The sequence below is a fragment of the Flammeovirga agarivorans genome (assembly GCF_012641475.1).
Taxonomy (GTDB): domain Bacteria; phylum Bacteroidota; class Bacteroidia; order Cytophagales; family Flammeovirgaceae; genus Flammeovirga; species Flammeovirga agarivorans.
Window position 1 is genome coordinate 110,905 of sequence record NZ_JABAIL010000003.1, and the last position, 25,436, is coordinate 136,340.

20 protein-coding genes are annotated in these 25,436 nt (G+C 34.6%); 11 read left to right on the forward strand and 9 right to left on the reverse strand.

Annotated features, from left to right (window positions below; genetic code table 11):
- Positions 1-175 precede the first annotated feature (175 nt).
- The 10 genes from HGP29_RS09730 to HGP29_RS09775 all read left to right on the forward strand — a co-directional run bounded on the left by HGP29_RS09730 (position 176) and on the right by HGP29_RS09775 (position 7,869).
- The gene (locus tag HGP29_RS09730; protein ID WP_168882206.1) at positions 176-733 is read left to right on the forward strand and encodes a hypothetical protein; all 558 of its coding nucleotides are present in this window, start codon (positions 176-178) and stop codon (positions 731-733) included.
- Positions 734-919: 186 nt separating this feature from the next.
- Entirely contained in the window at positions 920-1,804 is an 885-nt protein-coding gene (locus tag HGP29_RS09735; protein WP_211093253.1) for an alpha/beta hydrolase family protein, read from the forward strand.
- Positions 1,805-1,815: 11 nt separating this feature from the next.
- Positions 1,816-2,775, forward strand: coding sequence for an SDR family NAD(P)-dependent oxidoreductase (locus tag HGP29_RS09740; RefSeq protein WP_168882208.1), 960 nt, complete (start codon positions 1,816-1,818; stop codon positions 2,773-2,775).
- A gap of 39 nt (positions 2,776-2,814) precedes the next feature.
- On the forward strand, positions 2,815-3,315 hold the full coding sequence (locus HGP29_RS09745; RefSeq protein ID WP_168882209.1) for an SRPBCC domain-containing protein: 501 nt from the start codon (positions 2,815-2,817) through the stop codon (positions 3,313-3,315).
- A gap of 6 nt (positions 3,316-3,321) precedes the next feature.
- Complete coding sequence (locus HGP29_RS09750; RefSeq protein ID WP_168882210.1) at positions 3,322-4,230, forward strand: helix-turn-helix domain-containing protein; 909 nt, start codon at positions 3,322-3,324, stop codon at positions 4,228-4,230.
- Positions 4,231-4,737: 507 nt separating this feature from the next.
- On the forward strand, positions 4,738-5,433 hold the full coding sequence (locus HGP29_RS09755; RefSeq protein WP_168882211.1) for an aspartate/glutamate racemase family protein: 696 nt from the start codon (positions 4,738-4,740) through the stop codon (positions 5,431-5,433).
- A 114-nt stretch (positions 5,434-5,547) separates the two neighbouring features.
- Positions 5,548-6,468 carry an SDR family NAD(P)-dependent oxidoreductase gene (locus HGP29_RS09760; RefSeq protein ID WP_168882212.1) on the forward strand — a complete coding sequence of 307 codons (921 nt, stop codon included), beginning with the start codon at positions 5,548-5,550 and terminating at the stop codon, positions 6,466-6,468.
- 79 nt (positions 6,469-6,547) lie between these two features.
- Complete coding sequence (locus HGP29_RS09765; protein WP_168882213.1) at positions 6,548-7,117, forward strand: class I SAM-dependent methyltransferase; 570 nt, start codon at positions 6,548-6,550, stop codon at positions 7,115-7,117.
- Between the two features lie 49 nt (positions 7,118-7,166).
- Complete coding sequence (locus HGP29_RS09770) at positions 7,167-7,517, forward strand: cystatin domain-containing protein (protein ID WP_168882214.1); 351 nt, start codon at positions 7,167-7,169, stop codon at positions 7,515-7,517.
- Positions 7,518-7,578: 61 nt separating this feature from the next.
- Positions 7,579-7,869 carry an antibiotic biosynthesis monooxygenase family protein gene (locus tag HGP29_RS09775; RefSeq protein ID WP_168882215.1) on the forward strand — a complete coding sequence of 97 codons (291 nt, stop codon included), beginning with the start codon at positions 7,579-7,581 and terminating at the stop codon, positions 7,867-7,869.
- Positions 7,870-7,929: 60 nt separating this feature from the next.
- Here HGP29_RS09775 and HGP29_RS09780 read toward each other — a convergent pair whose 3' ends face one another.
- Positions 7,930-8,475: a hypothetical protein gene (locus HGP29_RS09780; RefSeq protein WP_168882216.1), complete on the reverse strand. Its 546-nt coding sequence runs from the start codon at positions 8,473-8,475 to the stop codon at positions 7,930-7,932.
- Between the two features lie 225 nt (positions 8,476-8,700).
- Between HGP29_RS09780 and HGP29_RS09785 the strand changes: the two genes are divergently transcribed.
- A complete protein-coding gene (locus HGP29_RS09785; protein ID WP_168882217.1) occupies positions 8,701-9,654 on the forward strand; it encodes a helix-turn-helix transcriptional regulator in 954 nt (317 codons plus the stop codon).
- 46 nt (positions 9,655-9,700) lie between these two features.
- On the opposite strand, the gene HGP29_RS09790 is transcribed toward HGP29_RS09785, so the two are convergent.
- From HGP29_RS09790 to HGP29_RS09825, 8 genes are all read right to left on the reverse strand, one after another.
- The gene (locus tag HGP29_RS09790; RefSeq protein WP_168882218.1) at positions 9,701-11,173 is read right to left on the reverse strand and encodes a right-handed parallel beta-helix repeat-containing protein; all 1,473 of its coding nucleotides are present in this window, start codon (positions 11,171-11,173) and stop codon (positions 9,701-9,703) included.
- A gap of 12 nt (positions 11,174-11,185) precedes the next feature.
- Positions 11,186-12,625: a sulfatase gene (locus HGP29_RS09795; RefSeq protein ID WP_168882219.1), complete on the reverse strand. Its 1,440-nt coding sequence runs from the start codon at positions 12,623-12,625 to the stop codon at positions 11,186-11,188.
- Positions 12,626-12,646: 21 nt separating this feature from the next.
- Complete coding sequence (locus tag HGP29_RS09800) at positions 12,647-14,284, reverse strand: right-handed parallel beta-helix repeat-containing protein (RefSeq protein ID WP_168882220.1); 1,638 nt, start codon at positions 14,282-14,284, stop codon at positions 12,647-12,649.
- A gap of 72 nt (positions 14,285-14,356) precedes the next feature.
- Positions 14,357-15,829: a sulfatase gene (locus HGP29_RS09805; protein ID WP_168882221.1), complete on the reverse strand. Its 1,473-nt coding sequence runs from the start codon at positions 15,827-15,829 to the stop codon at positions 14,357-14,359.
- Between the two features lie 131 nt (positions 15,830-15,960).
- Positions 15,961-17,409 (reverse strand): sulfatase family protein, encoded by a 1,449-nt coding sequence (locus HGP29_RS09810; RefSeq protein WP_168882222.1) that lies wholly within the window; start codon positions 17,407-17,409, stop codon positions 15,961-15,963.
- A 124-nt stretch (positions 17,410-17,533) separates the two neighbouring features.
- Positions 17,534-19,216, reverse strand: coding sequence for a RagB/SusD family nutrient uptake outer membrane protein (locus HGP29_RS09815; RefSeq protein WP_168882223.1), 1,683 nt, complete (start codon positions 19,214-19,216; stop codon positions 17,534-17,536).
- Positions 19,217-19,261: 45 nt separating this feature from the next.
- The gene (locus HGP29_RS09820) at positions 19,262-22,417 is read right to left on the reverse strand and encodes a SusC/RagA family TonB-linked outer membrane protein (RefSeq protein ID WP_168882224.1); all 3,156 of its coding nucleotides are present in this window, start codon (positions 22,415-22,417) and stop codon (positions 19,262-19,264) included.
- 218 nt (positions 22,418-22,635) lie between these two features.
- On the reverse strand, positions 22,636-24,603 hold the full coding sequence (locus tag HGP29_RS09825; protein ID WP_168882225.1) for a hypothetical protein: 1,968 nt from the start codon (positions 24,601-24,603) through the stop codon (positions 22,636-22,638).
- Positions 24,604-25,436: the final 833 nt, after the last annotated feature.

Genomic DNA, 25,436 nt, shown 5'->3' on the forward strand with positions numbered 1-25,436 from the left:
GTTTGAGTTTCAACATAATGTCGTTTTTTATCATACATCAATATCCTTTGACTACTCTAGTGTAGAATACATTACTAAAAATCAGTAATAATTAATCATAAATCCCCATTTTAATATTACCCCAAAATATCGTAAATTGAGGATTGTGATTACTTAAAAAACTACACTATAACTTATGAACAGGATACTTAGAATCAAAGCAGGCGAAATTTCTAATGTTTCAAAAAGAGATCTTAAAAAAGCGGTCAAAATACTATTGATTACCTTGGCTGTTTATATTCCTCTACAAATTTTCACTATAAAAGGAGGCACAAACACACTCTTAATCGTAGCTATCAGTTCTATCTTTACGGTACTTATCTCTGGTGGAATATTGTGGTTTATGTATGGTTTCAAAAAATTATATTATCAAAGTCTTATTATTAAAGTAAATACAGAAGGAGTATCAAAAATTATTGATACCACTACCCCTCCATCACTATCAGGTATTCTAAAAATCAATTGGGAACAAGTAAAGAATAGCTCGCAAAAACATAGCATTTCTATCAATTGGGAAGATATAAAACTGATAAAAGAAAATAGATACGGGTTATTAATAAAAGGAAAGCAATCCAATAGTTTTTCAGGCAATGGACAATTTCAAATTCCAAAAGAAATTGAAGAATTCAATGAGTTAAAAACATTTCTGTTTAAAGTTCATCGAGACAAAAAAGAGGCTGTTCATGTAGACTAATAGATCTCCTACCCAATAAAACTCATTTAGAAACACCATACAATCACCAATATTTCTATGCATTCAATATGTATACATAATGCTCCGATATGTATACATTATTAGGATTCACATCGAGTAATTTTGCTTTATACCGTTACCGAAATCATAATTCTAAACCGTAAAAGCATGATTACTAAAATGATAATGAACAGAATAGTACCAATGATTGCTACTGTTCGAAGATCTCCAATTTTAAGAAGACCTGACGAATATGGGATGAACTATGAAGATATCTCATTTAAGGCTACAGATGGCGTAGTATTAGAGGGATGGTTTATTCCTGCCAAAGAAAAATCTAACAAAGTAGTGATATGTAATCACTTCTCTCCAGGTAACCGTTATGGCTATGCGGGCCATCTAAAACCATGGCAAAATGCAGGTGGTTTTGAAGTAAATTTTCTTCCTAAATATAAAGCATTAACAGATGCAGGCTATAATGTGTTAGCCTATGATCTTAGAAACCATGGCTTTAGTGCTCCGTCACAAAATGGAGCGTATAATCCAAAATTCTTTGAATATAAAGACGTTCTAGGTTCTTTATCCTACATCAGAGAACGAGAGGATACTAAAAACATGGAAATACATCTACATAGTATGTGCTTAGGTGGAAATGCTACTTTAGTGGCAATGAATAAACATCCAAAAGCCTTTGAGGGAATAAAATCAATGATGCTTATTCAACCTATCTCTGGAGAAGCATTAGTAAAAAAGTTATGCAAAACCATGTATCTAGGAGCAAAAGGAGAAAAAGTCTTCGAAGAAGTATACAGACAGAAATTTGGTTTTAGAACAGAAGACTCCTCACCTATTCTTGATGCAAAAGCCGTCAAAGTTCCTACTTTTATGACTCAAGTAAAAAATGATAAAGCGACTTTTCCGGAAGATGTACAATCTATTTTTAATGCCCTACCAATTGAAGAAAAGAAACTTTATTGGATAGAAGGAACAGACGAGCGATTTAGAGGTTATACCTACTATTCAGAACACCCTGAAGCGATGATCGAATGGTACAATAAATATTCATCTTAATAATAAAAACTATGGCTAATAAAAATGTTATTTGGTGTGATCCTTCAACTTTACAAAAAGATTTACAAGGAAAAATATATATCGTAACAGGAGCAAATTCTGGGGTCGGCTTAGAAACTTCAAAGCAGCTGATTACTCAAGGTGCTCATGTGATTATGGCCTGCAGAAGAGTTGATGCCGGCTTGCTTGCTGCAGAATCATTTCTATCATTAAAAGGAAGTTTTGAAGTTTCAAAAGTAGATTTTTCAGATTTACAATCTGTAAGAGAGTTTGTAGAAAGGTTCAAAGAAAATTACTCAAAATTAGACGGTCTTATGTGTAATGCTGGAGCTCTATTTTCCGGAGACAAAGCGAAATACACAAAAGATGGATTTGAAATGTCAATTGGAGTAAGCTATTTCGGGCATTTCTTATTAACAGAATTACTATTAGAGCTTCTTATATCAACTAAAGGTTCAAGAATAGGAATATTGTCTTCTGTAGGGCATGCAGGTAGTCCTAAAAAAAGATATCAAGTGCACTTAGATGATATTCATTGGAAGAGTAGAAAGTATAATAGTGTGGATGCTTATTGTGAGGCCAAGGTAGCTGTTAACCTATACGCACTAGAATTGGCTGATAGGTTAAAAAATACTGATGTTAGTACCGCGTCTGTACACCCTGGGTGGGCAAGAAGTAATTTTGGTGGAAACGGAAGTATGATGAAGATATTAAGAATTTTATTACTACCTTTTAGTAACTCAATAACAAATAGTAATGAGGAATCTGCACAAACTTCTCTACATGTTTTACTTTCTGATGATGCTCCAAAGCATTCTGGAGCCTACTTTAGTCAGCACAGCGTTTTGTATAGAGATAAGGAATGTAAAAAAGGCGGTTGGCCAATGACTTCACCCAATCCAAATGCAAGAGACCTCAATACTGCCAAGAAATTAGTGGCATTAAGCAATGAATTAGTCGGTCTTGCTTAAAAGTAATCTACACCTCAACTTTAATTAATTTCAAGAATCATGGAAATAATCAACTCAAAATGGATATTGATCATCGGAATTCCTTTAGTTATCATTATTGTGTTATATTTCTTAGGTAATAAATCTGTCCATACAGAAATAAAAATTAATGCTACGCCCGAGCAAATCTGGAAAGTTTTAATGAATAAAGATCAATACAGGGAATGGAACACTGTGCTGATACCAGTCAAAGGGAATTTAAATGTCGGAGAAACCGTTGAATATGAATTCCACCAAGACAGTGAAAACCAAAGTATTATTCCTTCAAAAGTATTGAAAATAGAAACCAATCGATTACTTAATCAAGGGGGTGGGATTCCGGGGATTCTTACGTATAATCACTGCTACATTATTGATCAAACTGAAAGTGGAAGTAAATTGACCATTCATGAAGACTATAAAGGAATAGGAGTTCCTTTCTGGAATCCTTCTCCAGTACAAAGGGCCTATGAGCGACTCTGCCATAACTTAAAAGATCGTGTTGAAAGTTTGAACAAATAGCATGTTATGAAAAATAATATCGTAGAAATAAACTCTATTACGCAAATACACAATAGCTTGGACATTCAAAAACCCAAGCATCCATTAGTATCAGTGATTCCTATGAGTTTATTATCACAATATAATTATGGTGATTACACCTATGTAATGGATTTATATCAGATCAGCTTAAAGACTGGAGTGAGTGGTGCAATTACATATGGACGTAATTCATACGACTTTCAAGAAGGCACCTTAGTTTTTTCGAAACCTGGTCAATCATTAAGTTATTCTGAAAATGAGGGAACTGATGGAGAAGAAGGGTGGATGTTAATATTTCACCCGGATTTAATTAGAAAATCTCCCTTAGGAGAGTCTATCGATAATTATACATTCTTCTCTTACGAAGCCAATGAAGCATTGCATCTTTCAAATGATGAAAAACAAATCCTAACTGAGCTTATTCAGAAAATTGAAAGAGAATATGAGAATAATATTGACCGACACAGTCAAGAATTGATCATTTCAAATATTGAGATGGTTCTAAAATACTGTACTAGATACTTTGACAGACAATTCTATACCAGAACGAACCTCAATAAGGACGCCTTCTCTAAATTTGAAAAACTACTGAAAAGTTATTACATAGATGAATTACACTTAGATCTGGGGATACCTACTGTAAAATATTGTGCTACCGAACTCAATATGTCCTCACATTATTTGAGTGATATGCTAAGAAAAGAAACCGGCAAAAGTGCACAAGAACATATTTATAATTTTGTGATTAATAAAGCCAAAACAAGATTATTAAGTTCATCAGAATCTATAAGTCAAGTAGCCTATAGTTTGGGCTTTGAATACCCTCAGCATTTTAGTAAACTATTTAAAAGCAAAACGGGTTATAGCCCAGTTGAATACAGAAAATCTTCATAAACTAAGGCCTTTTTACAAAAACGTAGCATATTCATAAAAATGCTTACTGATCAAGGAAGGGAGTATTTTAAGAGTAGAACAATTCAAATTACAGGTATAAAGATTTCAATGAATTGTCTTTTTTACAGAAAATTGTTGTACTCATTTTTTCTGAGGGGTCGTTTTTGTTTTACATTTGTAGTTGGAATATGACTATTTATTTCATTAATAATATAAGTTGGAATTTTACAAGTAGAACATTTGTTCTATCATTAGTTACCCTCTATTCAGTTTAATAAATTACCGTTTTGATATTGTTCTATTTAGGCACTAACCCAAATACTTACGAATTGATTGTAACCCAATAACAACAAGAATTTAATTGCCATCTTCTCGTTAAGACTACTCCTAATAGTACATATTGATGATATCTAAAGGTATCCCTTAACAACGTATATTTAAACTGTTATTTGCACTTAAATAATAACCGGGACTTAGTATCGTAGTTTACCCAAAAACGAACTTAAAATGAAGAAAATTGGATTAATCGGAGGTATGAACTGGGAATATTCTCAGATCTACTATCAGATAATTAACAAAAAAGTAAAGGAACTTCTTGGTGGTCTTCACTCTGCTAAATGCATTATGGAATCATTGGATTTTTCAGAAATTGATCGACTTCAACACAAAAACGATTGGGATGGCTTAACGAGACATATTACTGATGCAGCCATTAACCTCCAAAATGCTAAGGCAGATGTTATTGTCCTTTGTACTAGCTCAATGCATCAATGTAGTACTGATATTATAGAAAATACAGATATACCGTTTTTACATATCGCTGAGGCAACAGGCAAGTCAATCAACAAGAAAAATATTAATAAAGTACTTTTACTTGGTACGAAGTCTACCATGACAGACGGTGTCTACAAAGAAATTCTTCAAAGAGATTTTAATATTGAAGTGATTACTCCAAATGAAGAGGATATAGAAATCGTTCATGAAATCATTAATAACGAATTATCTATTGGGATTACTACCCCTGAATCAAAAGAAACAGTTATGCATATAACGCAAAAAGCTATTCAACAAGGTATTGAAGGTATCGTTTTAGGAGCAATCAATTTACCTTTATTGATTAATAATTTTGATTTCGAAGTTCCTGTTTTTGATTCAACAAAAATACATGCTGAAAGTGCCGTTTTATTTTCTTTGATTCAATGATAACATTGTACACATCTTTGAACCAAAACTACATTTCTTTAAACCAATACTACAAATTTATATTGACCCTGAGCTCTAATTTTGTGATTAAGAAATTATATTACTTCAGCTATTATGAACAAAACAATCTTAATTACAGGAGCCAATTCGGGAATTGGAAAAGAAACAGCAAGACAACTAGCACTGCTAGATACTACTGAAAAAATCTATTTGGTTTGTAGAAACCTTGACCGAGCAATATTAGCCAAAGATGATCTTGAAAAGTCTACAGGTCGGAGTATTTTCGAAATTATCATCATGGATGTTGCTAATATAGACAGTGTCAAAGATGCTCTAAAGTACATTTACGATCCCATTGATGCGGTTATATTAAATGCTGGGGGATTAGCGGGAAGCTCTCCCGAACAAATTACCAAAGATGGTGTCACTTTTATATCAGCATCAAATTTACTAGGCCATGTGGTCCTTGTAGAAGAACTGCTTAAACTTGGAAGAATCAATAATACCGTACTTTTTGCTGGGACAGAAGCCGCAAGAGGTGTTAAAGTGCTAGGTGTTAAAAGACCAGCACTCAATAATTCTGTTCAAGAGTTCACCTCCATATTAAACGGGCAATACTTTGGTGATTCTATGGACAATATGGAGGCCTATTCTCTTGTAAAATATATAGGTGCATTATGGATTTCTTACATGGCAAAACAGCATCCGCATATTCAACTGATTACAGTGAGTCCAGGGGGTACACAAGGGACCTCTTTCACCAAGGAACTTCCATTCTTTCAGAAATTTATGTTCGACTATATAATGATGCCTTTTCTTTTACCTCTTATGGGAATGACACACAGTTTACAGAAAGGCAGTCAACGTTTTGTTGATAGTATACAAGATCCAACTCTTTCAAATGGCGGATTTTACGCCAGTAAAGAAAAAGTAACTGCAGGTCCTATGGTGGAGCAAAGTTCATTTTTTGGTAGTTTAAAAAATGAAGGTTTTCAAAAAAATGCCTATGATGCCATACAGTCTTTTTTAGCTTAAAAATAAATACCTCATTATCTACACAACTAAATAGATAATGAGGTATTTTTGTGTAGTTAATCCTAAACAATCAATAAATATGAAAGGGGAATACTACAAAACAAAAGAATCTGTAGATGAGTACATCCAGAAGGCTAAAGATGTGAATGGAAAAGCCTTAATAGATCAACTTATTACGTATCTTCAACCAACATCTTCTGTTCTAGAAATTGGCTCTGGCCCTGGAACAGACTGGGAGATACTTAGTGCAACTTATCAAGTCACTGGATCAGATTTTTCTAAAGAGTTTATCCAACGCCTTGCTAAAAAATTTCCTAATGGGACATTCTTACACTTGGATGCTTCTACCCTACTTACAGCACAGAAATTTGATGCTATCTATTCCAATAAAGTGCTACATCACCTAACTGATGAAGAGTTACAACATTCCATCCACAGACAATTTGATTTACTAAATGATAAAGGTATCATCTGTCATTCGTTCTGGAAGGGAGAAGAAACAGAATACTTTAAGGGCTTGTTAGTGAACTGTCATACAAAGGAATCGTTAAACAAGTTCTTCGGACAACAATTTGAGTTAATCTTTTTGGAAGAATATTCTGAATTTGAGGAAAAAGATTCTCTACTTTTAATTGGTATGAAAAAATAAATTGTATTTTTATAAGTACAATCAACTCAAAACATTAATCTCTTAATAGATGAACTCATTAAAACATACCTTATTTCTATTAGTTACTGTTGTATTTTTTTCAAGCTGTGGAGGTGATAATGCTAAAAACGACGAAAGCCACAAACAAGAACAATTAGTAGGTGGTTGGAGCGAGTCGGAAGTGACTCCAGAAGCTGAAAAAGCGCTCGACTATGTGCTAAAACAAATGAACACTTCAGCAAAACTAGATAAAATCACCCACCTGAGGACACAAATTGTCAGTGGTAGGAATTATGATATCGACTTCTTGATGGATAATGGAAAAGCTTGGAATGTAAAAGTATACCAAGATCTACAAGGTAATTATGAAATTACCAAAACCGCCACAAGAATCAATTAAACATATAGGAGGGAAAGTATTTCTCTCCTTTTTTTATATACTAACAAATGAATTTTATACTATGATTTTAGAAGTTGCTATTCTTCAAGTAAAACAAGGTGAAGAGAACGATTTTGAGAGGGATTTTAAAGAGGCGGGTCAATATATTAGTTCTATTCAAGGCTATCATAACCATACTTTAAAAAAGTGTTTGGAAGTAGAAAACAAATATATCTTGTTAGTGAACTGGGAAACATTAGAAAACCATACGGTTGACTTTCGACAATCTGATGTATATCAGCAATGGAAAGCAAAGTTGCATCATTATTATGACCCCTTCCCAACAGTAGAACATTATGAGACCATCTTATAATAAAAAAAGAGAAGCCAAATACATAAATATTTGGCTTCTAGACACTTTAATACATCAGAATTAATAAATCAGTTTGTTGGAAATATCTTCTACTATATCCCCTGTTTTTGACACTACTCTTTCTAAATTTTGAGAGGCCTTATCGACATTTAATTTCGAAGAATCACTCATTTCATCTAATAAATTTCTTCCTTTACAAATCAACTCTTCCAAGTGATCTTGTAAATTGATCAACTCGTCTACTGTTTTCTCTGTAATTTCATTTTTGGCTTCCGCTTTTAATAAGTTTGAGTTACTTATCATTTCTTCAGCATTTTCTTTTAAAGAATCCAAAATTTTATCATTGGTATTTTCTGAAAAATCAAGAAGTGCTTTGTTCATATTCGTCACCTTATCAATAATATCTTTTGATGTTGTTTCTATATGATTTAAACTTTCTAATGCATCGATCTCTTTCTGAAGAATCGTATCATTAATTTTTAATGATGCTTCAGCCTTTAACTCTGTTTTCTTTTTATCAGTAACCTCCTTAATATCATCAATATGTTGTTGGTAACTCAGGATATTGGCTTGTACTTTTTGTACTGATTCTTGTAATGTGTTCATCTCTATATTTTGTTTTTGTGATGATACAAATGTCAGTATTCAAACAATATATCAGTCTTAGTTATTGATTTATAATTCTCTCTTTTTGATATCTTATTGTTAAAATTTCAACAAGTCAATCTCTACTGATTTACAATATATTATGACATGAAATCATTTATGGTAATGTTTATCATCAGTAAAGCTGGATGAATGCAATTAGTTTTACCTCAAATTTGAATCAAAATGAGAGAAGTCTATATCGATGAAATTTCATACAAAGAGGTCTTTAGAAGTTTGTCCGATCGGTTTGATGGTGTCACTACTGATGACTCTTTAAACATCCATCTTAATGAAGAAAAAATATTTGCCAAAGGGCATCAAATCAATGCAGACCTAGAGATCACCCAATTCAATGCCTATTTAGAAGAACCAATCAGAATTATTCGAAGAAGTTTACATGAAAATGTATTCGTTATTGTCTATTTCTTAACACCTTTTCAGCTGACCAATGACATTGATGCAGCCTATCAAATCAAGAATAAAAAATATTGGTCTAACCTAAAAAGAGATGAAGTATTTTATTTTGAAGGGCATCAGGAAATATCATTTATTACAATAAAACTCACTCGAAATTTTATTGAAAAGTACAATGTCAATAATCAAAATTTCACAACTCAGTTACTAGATACAAAGGATCCATTTATTATCTATGAGAATATTTCTAGTGCATCTGTAGAAGTACTGAAAGAGATAAAGGAATGTGACTTCAATAACGAAATTGAACTCTTAAAATTAGACTACCTTACTTATAAGCTATTGTATAACTTTGCCAATAAAGTGGCCTACAGGTTTGGTGTACAGGCTTTCCCAAGGTTATTGCCTGATGTCGATGTAGAAAGAGTATTTAAAGTGAAAGACTATATAGAAGAGAATTTTGAGGAAAAAATCACACCTGAACAAATAGCAGAAATAGCTCAGTGTAGCTACAGTAAATTACGTAAACTGTTCAAAGAGGTCATAGGTCAATCTATTTTGAAATACACTAATGATTACAAATTACAAAAAGCACATTCATGGCTCACTAATGGAGCTTATAATGTTTCTGATTGCACTTATCAGTTAGGTTTTAGTAGTATGACACATTTCAGCAAATTATTCGTAAATAAGTATGGCTGCCTACCTAGCGACTTGAAATAATAAAAAAGCCTACGATTCGTACCGTAGGCCTGGATAAAGATAGAAATTATTGGTATTTCTTGTCTCTAAAATCACCATTTTTTACTGTTCTCTCTACAAAGTGATAGAGCTTCATAAACTCTTCATCATTTTCGAAGAGTGGGTGATCTTTAAGAGAATCTAAGATCTTTTGTGGATTTCGCTCTTCATAATTAAAATCCTTTTGTATATCATTTTCTTTCCTTTCAAATTCTATTGCTCCTCGAGGAAGAATCTTTGCTTCAGATTGGTTTCTAACTACATTCTTTTCGAAAAGTGTTTGGACTGGGTACTTCTTGCCCCAATCTTGAAATTCTACAACATGGTTTTCCATTTCTGGATTTTCCTTATCCGGAATAACGACAATATTATGATGAATATTAGTGTTCTCAACTGGTCCAGTAATATGGAAAGTAGGAGCAAAGAATCGCTTATTGTGAGCCTTATACGGACGAATTCCATCGTTAATACTTAAGTTATATTTTACTTCGGTATTCTTCGTTCCTTGATTCATTGGCTGTCCTAACTTAAAGCCATTATTACAAATAAGAATAAAACCGCCCCAATTATCGTAACTTAGGTTGTATTGGAAAGTAGTATTATTACAGTTAAAATCAGAATCATAGCCTTGACCATCCCACTTTGCTCTATGATCACTTACACTATTAAATTGTACTAGTGTATTGTCACTACTCCAAGGCCAAATACCTGCAGCTGCATCACCTTTTGGCATAGAGTCAATGCCTTTTCTAATCACATTGTATTCGATCAAAGCTCCATCACATCCTAATGGAACAATGCCATCTCCAGGGATATTCTCAATTAAGTTTCCTCGAACCACCACTTCCAAACTAGGGTACCAAGCTGTTCTTTTGATATTTCCTTTTGAATTGATTGCATTTCTCTCACAATGGTGCATATAGTTGTTCAGAATTTGAAGATCTATAAATCGAGTTTTCACTTCATTTCCCATATTCTGCCAAAGGATCGCAGAACCGCCACCTTTTTTCTTTTCCAAAAGACCATTTACATCAAATATTTCAAGTCCTTCTAATACTATATGATGACAGTCTCCAAAGTTCTCGGCTCTTACCACTACTCCTCTTCTCTTTGCTGCAGGCTTTACTCCTTTATTCGTAATCTTCAGGTTTCTAACCTCCCAATACTCTACATTGTACAAATAAAGAGTAGACTCTTTATACCCTAAACCATTAATTTGAGGATGATCGCCTTTACCATATCTATCTATAGAAATAACTTTCCCTTTTTTACCAGATCCTTTAGGCATTAACTGTCCTTCATAGGTTGTACCTGCAGCAAATAGAATCTGATCTCCAGGTTGAAAAGTTTGTTGATTGACCTTCCAAATCGTTTTCCAAGCCGACTTCTTAGAAGTGCCATTATTTTTATCTTTTCCATTATTTGCATCTACATAATAAGTGGTACAAAACGCAAGATGTGATACAAAAAATAGACTAATGAATAGAGCTAAAGTTTTCATAATCCTCAATGTTTATAATGATGCTGCTGGCTTATTCCAAACAACGGATTTCATTTTCTCCTCATACTCAGCCATTAATTGCTTGTATTTTTTGTCTTTTGCTAGATTTTCCCATTCATGTGGATCCTTCTTTAAATCATAGAGGTAACGTTTTCCATCAGGTGTAATCGTAAACCTGTAACGGTCAGTTACCACACCATAGCTATCTTTGGCACAAGTAAATGTTATATTTTCCCATTTTGGGTTTTTCTGAGTAAGTAATGGCACTAAGCTATTACCGTGAAGCTTTATTTCTTCTGGTAAGGTAACTCCAGCCAACTCCATTATAGTTGGGTAGATATCGATATTTTGAACAATATTTTCTACCTGTTTTCCTTCTTTAGAATGTGGTAATTTTATAATTAATGGACATCTTAAAGCGACATGGTATCCAGTATTTTTTCTCCATTTACCATGATCCGTTAAATGGTAACCATGATCTCCCCAAACGACAATAATCGTATTATCATACAGGCCTTCCTCTTTTAACGCCTGTATTACTCTCCCCATTTGTGCATCAGCATAAGTGGTACTTGCCATATATCCTCGAATCAACTTTTGTGCAGTCTCATCATCTACTCCCTCATTCCATATCTCACTACCTTTTCGACCTTGATATGGATCTTTTGTTAGATCTCGATCTGCATTTTTGGGTACATACGCTAGCTTTCCTGCATCTTGTGGGTACATATCAAAGTACTTCTTTGGTGCTACCCACGGCATATGGGGACGAGCAAAACCACACGAAATCATAAAAGGTTTAGATTTATCCCTTTTCTCTTTGATGAAAGAGATAACATCTCTAGCCGTCTTACCATCATTAAGTAGTTCATCTGGTCCATCAACAGCGGCATACATCAAAGATGCAGGCCCAGAGTCCTTCTCATAATATGTTTTTATTTGATCAGCTCTCCCACCAATTTCTACGATTTTACTTTCAATTTTCTCACCACCATCATGGTATTTTCCTTTCCAATATTTTCCAGGTATATCCCAGCTCTCTTTTTCAGAAGTAGGAACATTTCCATGATATATCTTTCCACTAGTAGCTGTCCAATAACCATTGGATCTCAACTGATTTGGCCAAGTTTTTTGTACTTGAATTTGCTCTTGGAATTTAAATTTCTTCCCATCAATCCAAGTTTTGTTATTAAACCGGACGCCAGTCATCATCGCCGCTCTTGAAGGGCTACACAATGGATAGTTTACATATGCTCTGTTAAACTGCACCGCTTGATTTGCTAAGGCATCAATATTTGGTGTAAGTGGCTCAGGTTCTCCATATGCACCAATTTGAGGTCTCAAATCATCAAAAGCGATAAAAAGAATATTAGGTCTTTCCTGATCTTGAGCGTACAATAATGTTCCACTACATAAACAGCCAAGAAAGAAGATAATTTTTTTCAGTTTCATCTTATTGAGAAGTTAGGCCTGTTATTTCATTTCAATGGCTCCTAAATCTGGAGCATCTTTTATTGGATTGCCAAGAATATCCTTCTCTACTTTTTCTCCGATATATAACCCCTTCTTATCCCCTGGAATTTTCTCAATCTCAATTCCTTTATTTTTTACTAATGCAGAATTAGTAGGCATAAAATCAGTTGGAAGGTTACCATTTTTATTCTTGAATTCTGGATTACCAAATTCTGGTTGGCTATCTGCGATAGGAGATTCTACTGGCCAATTTTCCTTTTTTAAGTATAAATTATTCTTAAATACGATATTCTCTACCAATACTTCTCCTTCTTCTTCAGGTTTGTATTGATCTCCTAGTACTTGCTTGCTTTCGCCTTCGAAGTAAAAAATATTGTTCGCAATCAAGACCCCTTTTGATGCTCTATCTACAGCAATTTTCACAAGAATATCACTCTTTACATAGATCGTATTATTATAGAAGTAGCTATTGTAAGGGCCTTTTCTTTGGCGTCCTTTTCCATTAAAACCACTTAACCAAAAGATTTTTCCTTCTTGAGATGCAACACCTTTTTTCTTTACTCTATATCCGTCATTAATACTTACATTATATCTGTAAGCACAGTTATAGTTGTTGCCTAAAATCTCACAGAAACCTCCAGCATTGTTCTCACTAATATTATATTGAACGATTACATTTGAGCAATTAAAATCTATATGGCATCCTGCTGAATCTGCAGGACCATTGGCATTTCTAAATTCATTTCTCTCAATCAAGACACCATCACAACCCCAAGTCCAAAGGCCACTACCTCGTCCCCACTTTCTAGTATCATTATTACTACCAGACTTGTTCACGATGTTATGATGAATATGACCATCATTAATTCCACTCATTTGTATACCAGGGCCACCAACTTCTATTACTTTATTGTTGGCTATAACAAGGTTTTTGATAGAAAGAGATTTTCCATTTACCTTGATACCAGTGTGTGCTACATTAGAAATTTCACAGTTGGTAATAGATAAGTTTTTAAAACCAGAGTCCTTCACTTTATTCAGTGCTCTAATTCCCCAACCATACCCTTGAGTACCATTGGGGGTAAATGTTTCTTTCTTTCCTCTTTTAAACCCTTCGTCCATTAAAAATACGTCTCTCACTTTCACATGGTCGATGGTAATATTCTCATATTCTCCTACTTGATCACTTAAAACTAAGATACCACAGCGCATTGTATTTTTGTTTACCTTAGCTTCATCAACACCCCCAGCATTGGCAGTTACCTCTAAATTAGTCACCTTAATAAAACTACTGTTTTTAATTAAGATGCCATTAAAGTATCCTTTTGCATCAATAATTGGTAAGGCATCACTCTTATCATCTTTGGATTGGTAGTTACTAATCTCAATCCATTTATTTTTACGGCCAGCAATGTTTTCTAATTCAATATTTCCATAAAAAACACTTCCATTTGCTAATAAAACTTTATCCCCTGCCTTTAGGTTAAGGCGGTTGATTTTCTTTAGAGTTTTAAAAGCGTGTTTTGCTGACGTTCCTTCATTCTTGTCCTTTCCATTTTTTGCATCTACGTAATAAGTAGTTGCAATGGCAGACTGGGTGAAGAAAAGCATTGTTAGTCCTAACAGTAATAATTTCATTTTCTCTTTATTAGTCAAAAAATATCACATCATCATCTTGTGAAGTAAATCAAAATACAAGACGAAGAAACACTATTTTAGATTTTTTTTCTTCTTCTTTTTCTTCTTTACTGGTGCTTCTTTAAATTCTTCTTGTCCCTCTCCCTGAACACTCCATTTTACGATATATTCTTTTACTAATGGAGCCTCTCCTTTTGGTAGGTATTTTGACAATTCGGCTTTCTTTTCTTGGTAACTTGCATCCTTGGCAAGGTTAGTCCATTCATTATGATCGTTGGTATGGAAGTATAATTCTTCAGTACCATCATAATAACGAATATATCTATAGTCTTTTGTTCTTACCGCATAATTCCCTTTACCCCAAGAAGTAATTGCTGGTTCATCCAATATCTTCGAAGGTTGCTTAACAATTCCTTTTAGCGATGCACCATCTACATAATCTGGTGTTTTTACATTGGCATAATCTGCAACAGTTTTATATACATTGATCAGTGAAATCGCCTCATCATAAGTTCTTCCATATTTTACCTTTTTATCTCTTGTATCATAGATGATAAAAGGAACTCTTGTCGCTTCTTCCCATAGTGTAAACTTTTTAAATGACATCTTTTCACCTAAATGAAAACCATGGTCTGACCAAACAATTACAACTGTATTATCTGCATAATCACTTTCTTCTAAAGCAGTAATTACTCTACCTATATTATAATCTGCCCATGAGATACATGCTAAATATGCTCTTCTTACATCCTCCCAAGCATCATCATTTCTAAAACGTCTATCATCACCTGCTTTTCTCATCGATTTTCCTTCTCTAGGAATATCACTTAAGTCGGTCTCTAAGATTTCTGGAGCTAAAATTTCTTCTGGTAACGCATCAAAAAACTGCTTTGGTGCATCAAAAGGTAGGTGTGGTTTCACAATACCTACAGCTAAGAAGAAAGGTTTTTTATGTTTCTTTTCTAAGATATCCACACCATAAGATGCTACTTGATAATCTACATGCTCACTCATTGGGTTATGAGTAGGTCTGAAAGACATTTTTTTGTTGACTTTATATCCTTCTCCTTCTTCAAATACCTTTCTCGTATTTAAGTCTGTAAGGTAGCCAGTCCACTCTCTTCTATCGTCTTTTAAACCATGGTGAATTTTTCCTGCACCATAAGTAGCATAACCATTCTCTTTTAACAACCTTGGTAAACTTGTATACTTATTCATCAAATCATTATGGATTTCATGCTCATAGAAAGGATACAGACCTGAGTTAAAAGGTTCGATTCCATATAACAAAGCATTTCTACTTGGTGAACATCCCGGAGCAGAACAGTGAGCATTGGTAAAATTTACTCCTTTTTCTGCTAGTTTATCTAGGTTAGGAGTAATAGCCTGTGGATGCCCTCCTAAAAATCCTGTCCAATCGTTCATATCATCAATAGCGATGAATACGATATTTGGTTGCTTCTTATTTTTTTGTGCCTGAACAACACCTGTGGTGATGAATAACCCAAAGAAGAAAAGAAGAAAAGAGTTGGTATGTTTTTTCATGGTTGAAGTAAGTAATTTGTCATTTCATGTTCTGTAAAAGTAAGATGTACTAACACAAATCAGTACTACAAACCCTTCAGTGGTGGTCACGAAACAAACCATGTTATGTTTTGTCGATTTTGTGTTAAAACCTAAATGCCTCCTTTCTTCAATAAAGGCTCATCAAACTCCTTCATCTGAGGATACAGTTCATCTTTTAGCCTCTTGGCAATTGATTTGTATTCAGGGTCATTGTAATAGTTGACTAATTCGTCTGGATCCTTTTCTAAATCAAATAACCATGGTTCATCAGATGGTGATACAACTAACTTATATCTAGCATCGACAGCCGCTACCCATTTGCTTCTAGCATTAGTGATATACACTGTTCGATCCATATCTATGACCGATTTTTTTGATGTGAAGTCTTTTGCTGCATTGGCACCATGAAAAGTATAAGCTGATTGATCCACACCCATAATCCCTAATATTGTTGGTGTAAAATCAGCCATTGAAAAAGCCTTCTGGATTGTTTTATTCTTCTTAATTTTTGATGGATAACGAAGCATAAATGCTACTCTAGCAGACATTTCGTAAGGTAAGCCTTTGTTATCTTTACCATGTTCTCTTAATAAGTCTCCATGATCTGAAGTGAAAATCACGATCGTATTTTTTTCTAGATCATTATCCTCTAGAAATTTTAAGATTCGACCTACATTATCATCAATACATTTTACCATTCCATAGTATTGACGCATCGCATTTTGTTTGATGGGTTTTGTATTGTGTTTCTTCCCTTTTCTAGCCACCCAACCTGGAGATAAATCACCTTCTTTATAAATTGTTCTTGGCTCTTCAAAAGTTAGATGATCGTACATCGTGTTGTAAGGTGCTCTTACTTGGTTTGGGCCATGTGGATCTGGTATCGACAACATCAAACAAAAGGGTTTGTCTTTGTCTTGTTCTAAGATTTTTAGTGCTCTATCTACTAAGAAATCAGTAGTAAAAGATTTCTCATCGACCTTATCCTGATCAAAGACCATATGACCTTTTTTATTCTTCTTCTGATCTACAATCACTCCATTCTCTTCTTCCTTAAGTGCTTTCCAATGCCCTCTGTTGATCATGTATCGATTGTGTTCAAAACCAAACTTCCTTTTAGGAGCAAAACCAGGCTTATCCTCTCCGTCTAAGTGCCACTTTCCTACATATGAAGTAGAATACCCGTTATCTTTTAAGATCTGTCCGAACGTAATCACATCGTCGTTCAATGGCATATCATTTACAGGAGAACCTGTAGCCACAGGATATAAACCTGTCATCATAGATGCTCTTGAAGGGGTACAAACCGGTGATGTCGCATACCAGTTTTTGCATAAAACTCCTTCATTGGCTATTCTGTCCAAATGTGGTGTTTCAACAATAACATCCTTTCCCCACATCATCGCCTGTTCTTCTGACATGGTATTTCGGTAGGCACCAATTGTTCTTAAATTATGTTCATCTGTATGTATGATTAATAAATTAGGTTTGTCTTGCGCCTGTAGGAGACATGAGCAAAACAATACCAAGGCAGTCACTAATGGATAGGTTTTCATCATCTTTAATAAAAAAAATAAACTCTTATTCTCAATATAGGCTATTGAAAAAAGAGGACATATTTTAAAAATAATAATCGCAACCCATCTTAAAGAAGATCTTTGAAGATGAGTTGCGAAAAAAATATTACCAGTTTTCTTTCTGGTTAAGAGAAGTGTTAATGTTGATTTCTTGTAAAGGGAATGGTAAAACCATATGCTTTGCAGGATTGAAATTGATGAATGGTCTCTTATAACCATCCATTGCCCAGAAAGTTTCACTATAATCTGGGTGTGCTCTCATAACTTCTTCAGTGAAACGTAATCTTTCTTCTAATTTATTCCATCTGATTAAATCAAATTTACGAACACCTTCGAAGCAAAGCTCTCTTAAACGTTCATCCATAATTTCTTGGAAAAACGCATCCTTTCCAGCTAATGAAGAAGGAGAGTCTTCTTCCAAAGTACCTAAACCAGCTCTTTGACGAACTCTATTGATACACTCAATAGCTTGACCTGTTGGGCCACCATTTACTTCATTCAATGCTTCTGCATGCATTAATAATACATCCGAGAATCTAAGAATTGGGAAGTTGATTGGTGTTTGGTTTCTTGAAAGAATTGTCTCGTTCGTTAACAAGATATACTCTTCACCATCAGGGTTGTTTGTATCAATTTCCTCATAGTTTGCTGGTTCCCATCTTCTGAACTTACCAGGACAGTTTTGAGGAGCAAATACATTAGAAACTCTAACAATCTTAGCAGATTTATTCATTTGGAACATTGGAACGTTCCATTCCATTCTTCTGTCTTCGATTTCATAGATCTGGTTCATTACAGGAGTAAGTGCAACAGATTTTTGAGTAGTTGGATGGTTGTTGCCATCAACATAATCGAATGCTATACCATTATAGTTACCAACAGCACCCATTGTTGAGATACCAATGTCTAAGTTATTTTTATATGAGATTTCAAATAAAGACTCCTTAGTGTTGTATGATGAACCTCCAATATAGTTTAAGAACAAGTTTCTGTATCCTAATGAATCTTCAGAAGTTGTCAGTTCATGCCAACCGTCGTTATAAATGATATCCTCAGTATATACTAAAGCACTATCATAATACTGTGTCTGTTGGTAAGGGTAACCTGCCATTTTCATGTAAAGTCTAGCCAACAAACCTTCTGCAGCCATTTTATTTGGTCTTCCTGGCTGGTACTCTGAATCTGATGCATGAGGAAGATTTTCAATCGCATATTTGAAGTCTGCTTCAATAGCTGCGTATACTTCTTCTAATTCTGCTGCAGGTTTGTTGTTATCAAATTGGTCTTTTGTATAATCCAATCTTAATGGAACTTCATTCCACCAGCTTGTTAGATTGTAATAAGCAAAGGCTCTTAAGAAACGAGCTTCTGCTAAATACCATTCGTATTGGCCATCCTCAAAAGCACTTTCATCTAAACGAGCAATCATTTGGTTACACTCGTTGACAGCTCCATAAAGTTGTCTCCAAGATTCTTCAATTGCTTCTGAGTTGGAAACGTGACTGTATAAAGATACAGCCCAGTTTTCATCCCAACCTCTAGAATAGTACCCTTCATCGGTACCGTATTGCATTTCCATCGAAAGTGTACTTCCATAACCTCCAGCCGATGCTGAGAACTTTGAAAAAATACCTGCAATACCTAAATCTACTCTAGATTCACTATTATAGAAGTTGTCTGAATTCCAACTTGATTTTGGTTCTACATCTAGAAAACTTGAACATGAAGTCCCCATGCCTATAAGCACAGTCGCCACCAATCCGAATTTCTTTATATATTTTGTATTCATCTTAATCGAATGTTTAGTCGTTGATCGAATTAATTTTAAGTAGGATTAAAGTGTTAGTTTAATGCTTCCTAAAATTGTTCTGCTTTGAGGGTAAGCTGAGTAATCTAAGTTTGGTGATACACCATTACCTGCTACACTAACTTCTGGATCATATCCTGAGTAGTTGGTCCAAGTGAAAAGGTTTTGTGCAGATACACCAAAGTATAAACCTTTGATTTTAGCTCTCTTCAACACTTTTGATGGGATATTGTATCCTAATGAAACAGTTTTTAGTCTGATATAAGAACCATCTTCAATAAATCTGTTATCAATTTGGTTACCCACTCTAGCACTACCTAATGAACCAGCATATGTAGAAGCGTTGATATTAGTATCTGTATGGAATGGTGTCCAGTGATCAGCAATTGTAGCAAAACCATTGAATGATTGAGAACCCCAAGGTTTGTGCATTTCCACTGCGTTACCGTTCATTACATCAAATCCATAAGACCATTGGAATAAGAATGAGAATGAGATGCCTTTATATTGGAATGTGTTTGTTAAACCACCGAAGTGTTCTGGATGAGGGTTACCAATAATTGTTCTATCCTCTTCATTGATTGTACCATCACCATTACGGTCTACAAACTTCACCCCACCTGGAGCGATATCTTGAGCACCATTATCAGCAACACCGTCTTTCAGTTCGAAAGTTTGTGTTTCATTATTCCAGTTAAAGTCACTTTGTTGGTAAATTCTATCGAACTCAAGACCATACATCATACCTACTGGCTGACCTACTCTAGTTGTGTAGTTGTCTTCGCTGAATCTTGCTCTTGTATAGATAGCGTCATCGCCTTGGTTCAACTTCAATACTTCATTTTTGTTGAATGAGATGTTGAAGTTTGTTGTCCATTTAAATGACTTCTTGTGAATGTTTACTGTATTTAATGAGATCTCTAAACCTTCGTTTTGTACCTCACCAACGTTTTGGAATACTCTTGTAAAACCTGTACTTGTTGCCATGTTAGCATTTAATAGTAGGTCGTAAGTATTCTTTCTATAAACATCAACTGTCGTTTCTAATCTTTGGTTGAAGAATGATAAATCAACACCAAAGTTTACTTGTTGAGTAGTTTCCCATCTTAAATCTGGCACTGCTAAGTTAGATTGTACAGCACCTGGACGGTAAGCTTCTGTAGAACCCCAGTTATAACCTGACCATTTACTAATAGCAATTTGGTTGAATGCTGCAAAGTCTGCAATTCTGTTATTACCAGTGATACCCCAACCACCTCTTAATTTCATTGTAGAGAATACTCCTAGATCTTTTAACCAAGGCTCATCTCCAATTCTCCAAGCACCAGAAACTGATGGGAAGTAACCCCATTTGTTACCGTCAGCAAATTTAGATGAACCATCTGCTCTGAAGTTGGCAGTAATTAGGTATTTGTCTTTGAAGTTGTATGTAGCTCTACCGAAGTAAGATAATAGTGTATTACCTGTCCAAGAAGTCTGTGCTAATGTTGCTGTAGTACCAATACCTAAGTTATAAATACTAAAGTCATCTACTGGTAAGTTACCATTCTGTAATAACTGTGTAGAGTAGTCGTTGTAAGAACCTTCAATACCACCCATTACTGAGAAAGTATGTTGACCTGCTTTCTTCTTATAAGTTAAAGTGTTAGAAGAAGCGACTGTTTGTCTTACTGTTTCTTCAATGCTACCTTGAATTCCTAGAGGTGAGTTCTGACCAGCTCTTGTTTCTTCACCATAGAATAATGTATTCTTAGATAATTGAGCTTGGTAGTTTGCATATAAGTTTAATGTTAAGTTCTTATGGAACTTGTGTGTAAATCTTAAGTTACCTCTAAATACGTTTTGGTAATCCTTATCCTTTGTATTCATTAAGTTTGGTACCGGAGGGTACATTACTGATTGGTTAGGATCTGTTGGATCATATCCACCTGGCTCTAAATCATCTGGAGTAACTGGATCGATTGGTCTAAAACGAACTGCATCTCTAATAATACTTGAGTAACTGTTCTCTCTTAAGTTTGGACCTTGTCTAACAGCATATGAATGCATTAAACCAGCATTTAACGTTGACTTATCAGAGATAGTGTGTTTTACTCTTAAGTTGTTGATTAACTTTGTAAACCTAGAAGTAATTAAAGTACCTTCTTGATCAGTGTAGTTACCAGAGTAGTAAATGTTAGTTTTCTTATTACCACCACTGATCGATAAGTTGTATTTTTGAATAGGAGCTTGTCTGAAAATTTCATCTTGCCAATCATGTGCTTCTAAACCGTTTTCCTCATAGTTTCTATATAACTCTGGATCTAACCACTTATCATAAAAATTATTGATTTTGTCATAGTTACCTTCTAAATCCCACTTACCAGATGCCCAAGCTTGTGCTTCCTGGTATTTAACATACTCGTATGGGCTCATTACTTCTAAATACTTTGTAACATTTTGAACACCATATGAAGCATTTAACGTTACTGTAGTTTTCCCATCTTTTGTAGCACCACTTTTCGTAGCGATTACAATTACACCATTTGCACCACGAGAACCATAAATTGCAGTTGCAGAAGCATCTTTAAGGATGTTGAATTCTTTAATATCTTCTGTATTAATTGTTGCTGGGTCAAAGTTCTCTAAAGGAACTCCATCTACTACGTATAATGGTGAGTTATCACCAGTAATTGAGTTACCACCACGAATGACAATATTCATAGGTGAACCTGGCGTACCTTCAGAGGCAGAAACATTTACACCTGCAACTCTACCCATTAACGCCTCATCATAGTTGGCTGTAGGAGCATTCACTAGATCTTCAGTATCTACTGTTGCTACTGAACCTGTAATGTCCTTTACCTTACTTGTACCATAACCTATTACGATTACATCTTCTAAGACGCTCATCTCAGGTTTCATCGTAACATTGATCTTAGATCTATTTTTAATGGCAAGGATCTGTGTTTCAAATCCAATAAATGACACTTCTAAAGTATCTGTCGGGAGAATATTGGATAGCTTATATTCACCTTGGATGTTCGTCATGGTACCTACTGTAGTACCTTTGATCACGATATTTACACCAGGAAGTGGCTCTCCTGAATCGTCTAATACTTTACCCCCAATGGTTGTCTCCTGTGCAATGGAGAATAACGGTAAAAGCATTATTGCTATTATTCCTATTATATATTTTTTCATCAGTTTATTGATTTTGAAGTTGTTGAGCTTGTGCTTAGATCATCGAAGAGTGTTTTAGGTGAGGGCAGGCTCCCCTGCCCCCTCTTTTTGTTAGGTTAAATCAATAAATATTATTAATCCAACACTCTTCTTTTTGAATTCCCTTATAGTTGTCCCCTACAAGGAAATGATGATATAGATGAATGATTTCTAAGCTTCACTACTTTCACAAGATTAAATTAGATTCCGTCTACTTGCTCTACAGCTTTGTAGTTGATATCAGAGATAAAGAATTTACCTGATGAGTTTGAGAAGTCTGCAACTCCTACTTCTCCTGTATCTGTTCTAATTACTTCAGTTAGATCACCTGTGAAATATGTTTTATATCTTAAAGCGAATGTAAATTTCGTTTGATCTTTATATGGACCTAAATCCAATTCATATCTTAACCATTTTTGATATGTCGCTCTTTCTGGATGTTTTGCATTATCTGGATCTGGACCTGCTTGGTCACCTGGGTAAGGTGTACCAGTATATTCGTCTCCTTGACCTTCAATTTTGAACTTGATAATATCATTTACTTGCGTCCAATTTGTTGTTGATACATCTCCAGTATAGTTATCTGTTACATAGATCTCCATATCTGCTGCTACTCTACCGTCAGTTTGGTAAGCAGCAAAGTCATTTTTCATCCAGAAAATTGCTGATAAATCAAATCCTGAAGCATATTGTGATAAATTTTGCTCCTTCATAATCATCCAAGAATCATGTTCTGGGCTTCTTGCAGGACCATAAACAATATTATGCATATGAATTGGAGTATTATCTGTAACAGATTCTGGTCTGTCTTCCGCTGCAAGATCACCAGGACCTGCTGTTGCTCCTTTATATTTCCAGTATACACCTGAACCTAATCCACCTTTTTGTACTGCTACTAGGCTATAGTAATCTTTAGTTGCTAATGAAGGATAGAAGAAGTTGAATACTTCTCTTGGTGGAGTATATGGCTCCAATGAGATAGCAATCTTCACAACTTCAGCATAAGTTTGCTCTTCGTAACTTACTTTACTTGTTACTATTATTTCAGGATAAACGATCAATGCATCCTCACCTTCTGGCAAGTCTAACACATATGCTGGGTTTAATGAAAGCGCCCCTGTCTCTCCATTAATTTGGAATTTATCATGCTCTGAACCTAATGAGAATGTTACACTAGGGTTACCGCTAGAAACATCTGGCGTTGTTGTCCATGTCCCTTCTCCCACTACTAAGTTCTGACCAAATGGGCTATAAACTACAGCTAACGGTAATAGAGGACCAGCATTTAATTCTAATGCTTCATTCGACACTACCAATAAGAAATCTTCTGCTGTAAATTCAAAGTCTACATACTCATCAGTAATATTACTAATCAGACGAATTGTTGGAGAATAAATTTCATTTTTAGAGATCGTATAATCTGGATGTAAAGAAATTGCTCCAGTTAATGAATCAATCACTAATGTATCAGCATATCCAGTTAATTCGTAACGGAAATCATATTCTTCTACTTGATCTTTCGCAAACATTACTTTTGGTGCAGCCGATGCAGAACCTTCTTGACCAACAACTAAGTTATGTTGAACTACATCATATGTTAGTCCGCTTGGCAATAAAGGCATTACATTTAAATGAAAAGCATCCTCAAACACTTTTGCATTCGACATATCATCTCTATCAGTAGCCGGTCTAGCCTGTACTGTAAAGTAATAGTCACCTTCTTTAAACATATTGTTGTCTTTGATATAGATCTGACCTGCTTTTGCCGGATCTATAATTGGCACCTTGTATACTGGCACCTCTTGCTCAACAGTATCACCATCGATGACAACTACAGCTGTATCTTCTACAGCAATTTTTTCTAATGTATCTAATACAGCACTTGCTATATAAACACTATCTAAATAAGATGGATCCAATTCTCCATCTGCAGTTCTTACACTAAGTATTTCGAAGACACAAGGAATGCCCTCTGAGTTATAAGTGGGTATAGAAGAAGTAATCTCACTGTATGCCCTGGCATTAACTACTTCAGAGTAGGTTAACCCAGTGATGTTAATATCTGTCGGTACTTCTGAATTTTCCATAAAAGCAGAAGGCTTCTCACACCCTGCACCCCATATCAGAGCAGCACAGCACAAGAGTATTTTAGTCAGATTTTTATTCATGGTTCATTATTTCATTTCATTGGTAAAAAATTGTGCGAATCTCAATATCATTTCTATTCGCCTTACATTTCATCATTCAGTCACAAGTAATAATAAGTATCGTAAAATTATATCATAGATAAATAGATATTGTTTTGATTATTAATTGAGCTTTGGAGATAAATTTCTAATGATCTACCGGTAAAAAAATTCATTTCAAAATCCATCTCCATTTGTCAGATTCTTTTCTTGTTGCTTAAGTAATCCAACACTACAAAATTAACAAACTCTAACTTAAGACAAGACACTTATTATACAATTTTTACTATTAATTGTATTTCGTACAGTTTATATCACTAAATGTCATTTTTGTGTCCTTTTTTTCCTTGGTATCGTCAGATTTAATATCATAAATAGAAAAGAAAAACCGAGCAATGTATATTTCGTGATCATGTTGACACTTTTTGGATAACCTATCATTTCATTTTTCCTTCAAAGAATATTCAAATAATTCAATTAAAGCTTTATCATATATAGGTCCTTGTCTTAATATTAAATTGTAAAGGCATGATGATCCAAACTTTGTAGTGTTCCTGGCAATGAGCCTTACGTGAGATAGTCGAACAATAAGATGATAAATGAAAAGACACCTACCAGCAAACTACCCCAAACAACTCTTTCTTTGATGCTATTAACTTTCATACTTTTCTCATAGTTATCGATTTTATGACTAAAATTTTTCATTACTTATTTTGTGACTTAAATAGTTGGGTAATCATTAATTTTACTACCCTACTCTACAAACCTACCTATCAAAATCAACAAAGTTGTGATGTATTCTAGTCAAAACTGAC

What these genes read in the sequence shown, in the direction of transcription:
- HGP29_RS09730 (WP_168882206.1), top strand. Translation starts at nt 176, where the DNA reads ATGAACAGGATACTTAGAATCAAAGCAGGCGAAATTTCTAATGTTTCA.
- HGP29_RS09735 (WP_211093253.1), top strand. Translation starts at nt 920, where the DNA reads ATGAACAGAATAGTACCAATGATTGCTACTGTTCGAAGATCTCCAATT.
- HGP29_RS09740 (WP_168882208.1), top strand. Translation starts at nt 1,816, where the DNA reads ATGGCTAATAAAAATGTTATTTGGTGTGATCCTTCAACTTTACAAAAA.
- HGP29_RS09745 (WP_168882209.1), top strand. Translation starts at nt 2,815, where the DNA reads ATGGAAATAATCAACTCAAAATGGATATTGATCATCGGAATTCCTTTA.
- HGP29_RS09750 (WP_168882210.1), top strand. Translation starts at nt 3,322, where the DNA reads ATGAAAAATAATATCGTAGAAATAAACTCTATTACGCAAATACACAAT.
- HGP29_RS09755 (WP_168882211.1), top strand. Translation starts at nt 4,738, where the DNA reads ATGAAGAAAATTGGATTAATCGGAGGTATGAACTGGGAATATTCTCAG.
- HGP29_RS09760 (WP_168882212.1), top strand. Translation starts at nt 5,548, where the DNA reads ATGAACAAAACAATCTTAATTACAGGAGCCAATTCGGGAATTGGAAAA.
- HGP29_RS09765 (WP_168882213.1), top strand. Translation starts at nt 6,548, where the DNA reads ATGAAAGGGGAATACTACAAAACAAAAGAATCTGTAGATGAGTACATC.
- HGP29_RS09770 (WP_168882214.1), top strand. Translation starts at nt 7,167, where the DNA reads ATGAACTCATTAAAACATACCTTATTTCTATTAGTTACTGTTGTATTT.
- HGP29_RS09775 (WP_168882215.1), top strand. Translation starts at nt 7,579, where the DNA reads ATGATTTTAGAAGTTGCTATTCTTCAAGTAAAACAAGGTGAAGAGAAC.
- HGP29_RS09780 (WP_168882216.1), bottom strand. Translation starts at nt 8,475, where the DNA reads ATGAACACATTACAAGAATCAGTACAAAAAGTACAAGCCAATATCCTG.
- HGP29_RS09785 (WP_168882217.1), top strand. Translation starts at nt 8,701, where the DNA reads ATGAGAGAAGTCTATATCGATGAAATTTCATACAAAGAGGTCTTTAGA.
- HGP29_RS09790 (WP_168882218.1), bottom strand. Translation starts at nt 11,173, where the DNA reads ATGAAAACTTTAGCTCTATTCATTAGTCTATTTTTTGTATCACATCTT.
- HGP29_RS09795 (WP_168882219.1), bottom strand. Translation starts at nt 12,625, where the DNA reads ATGAAACTGAAAAAAATTATCTTCTTTCTTGGCTGTTTATGTAGTGGA.
- HGP29_RS09800 (WP_168882220.1), bottom strand. Translation starts at nt 14,284, where the DNA reads ATGAAATTATTACTGTTAGGACTAACAATGCTTTTCTTCACCCAGTCT.
- HGP29_RS09805 (WP_168882221.1), bottom strand. Translation starts at nt 15,829, where the DNA reads ATGAAAAAACATACCAACTCTTTTCTTCTTTTCTTCTTTGGGTTATTC.
- HGP29_RS09810 (WP_168882222.1), bottom strand. Translation starts at nt 17,409, where the DNA reads ATGATGAAAACCTATCCATTAGTGACTGCCTTGGTATTGTTTTGCTCA.
- HGP29_RS09815 (WP_168882223.1), bottom strand. Translation starts at nt 19,216, where the DNA reads ATGAATACAAAATATATAAAGAAATTCGGATTGGTGGCGACTGTGCTT.
- HGP29_RS09820 (WP_168882224.1), bottom strand. Translation starts at nt 22,417, where the DNA reads ATGAAAAAATATATAATAGGAATAATAGCAATAATGCTTTTACCGTTA.
- HGP29_RS09825 (WP_168882225.1), bottom strand. Translation starts at nt 24,603, where the DNA reads ATGAATAAAAATCTGACTAAAATACTCTTGTGCTGTGCTGCTCTGATA.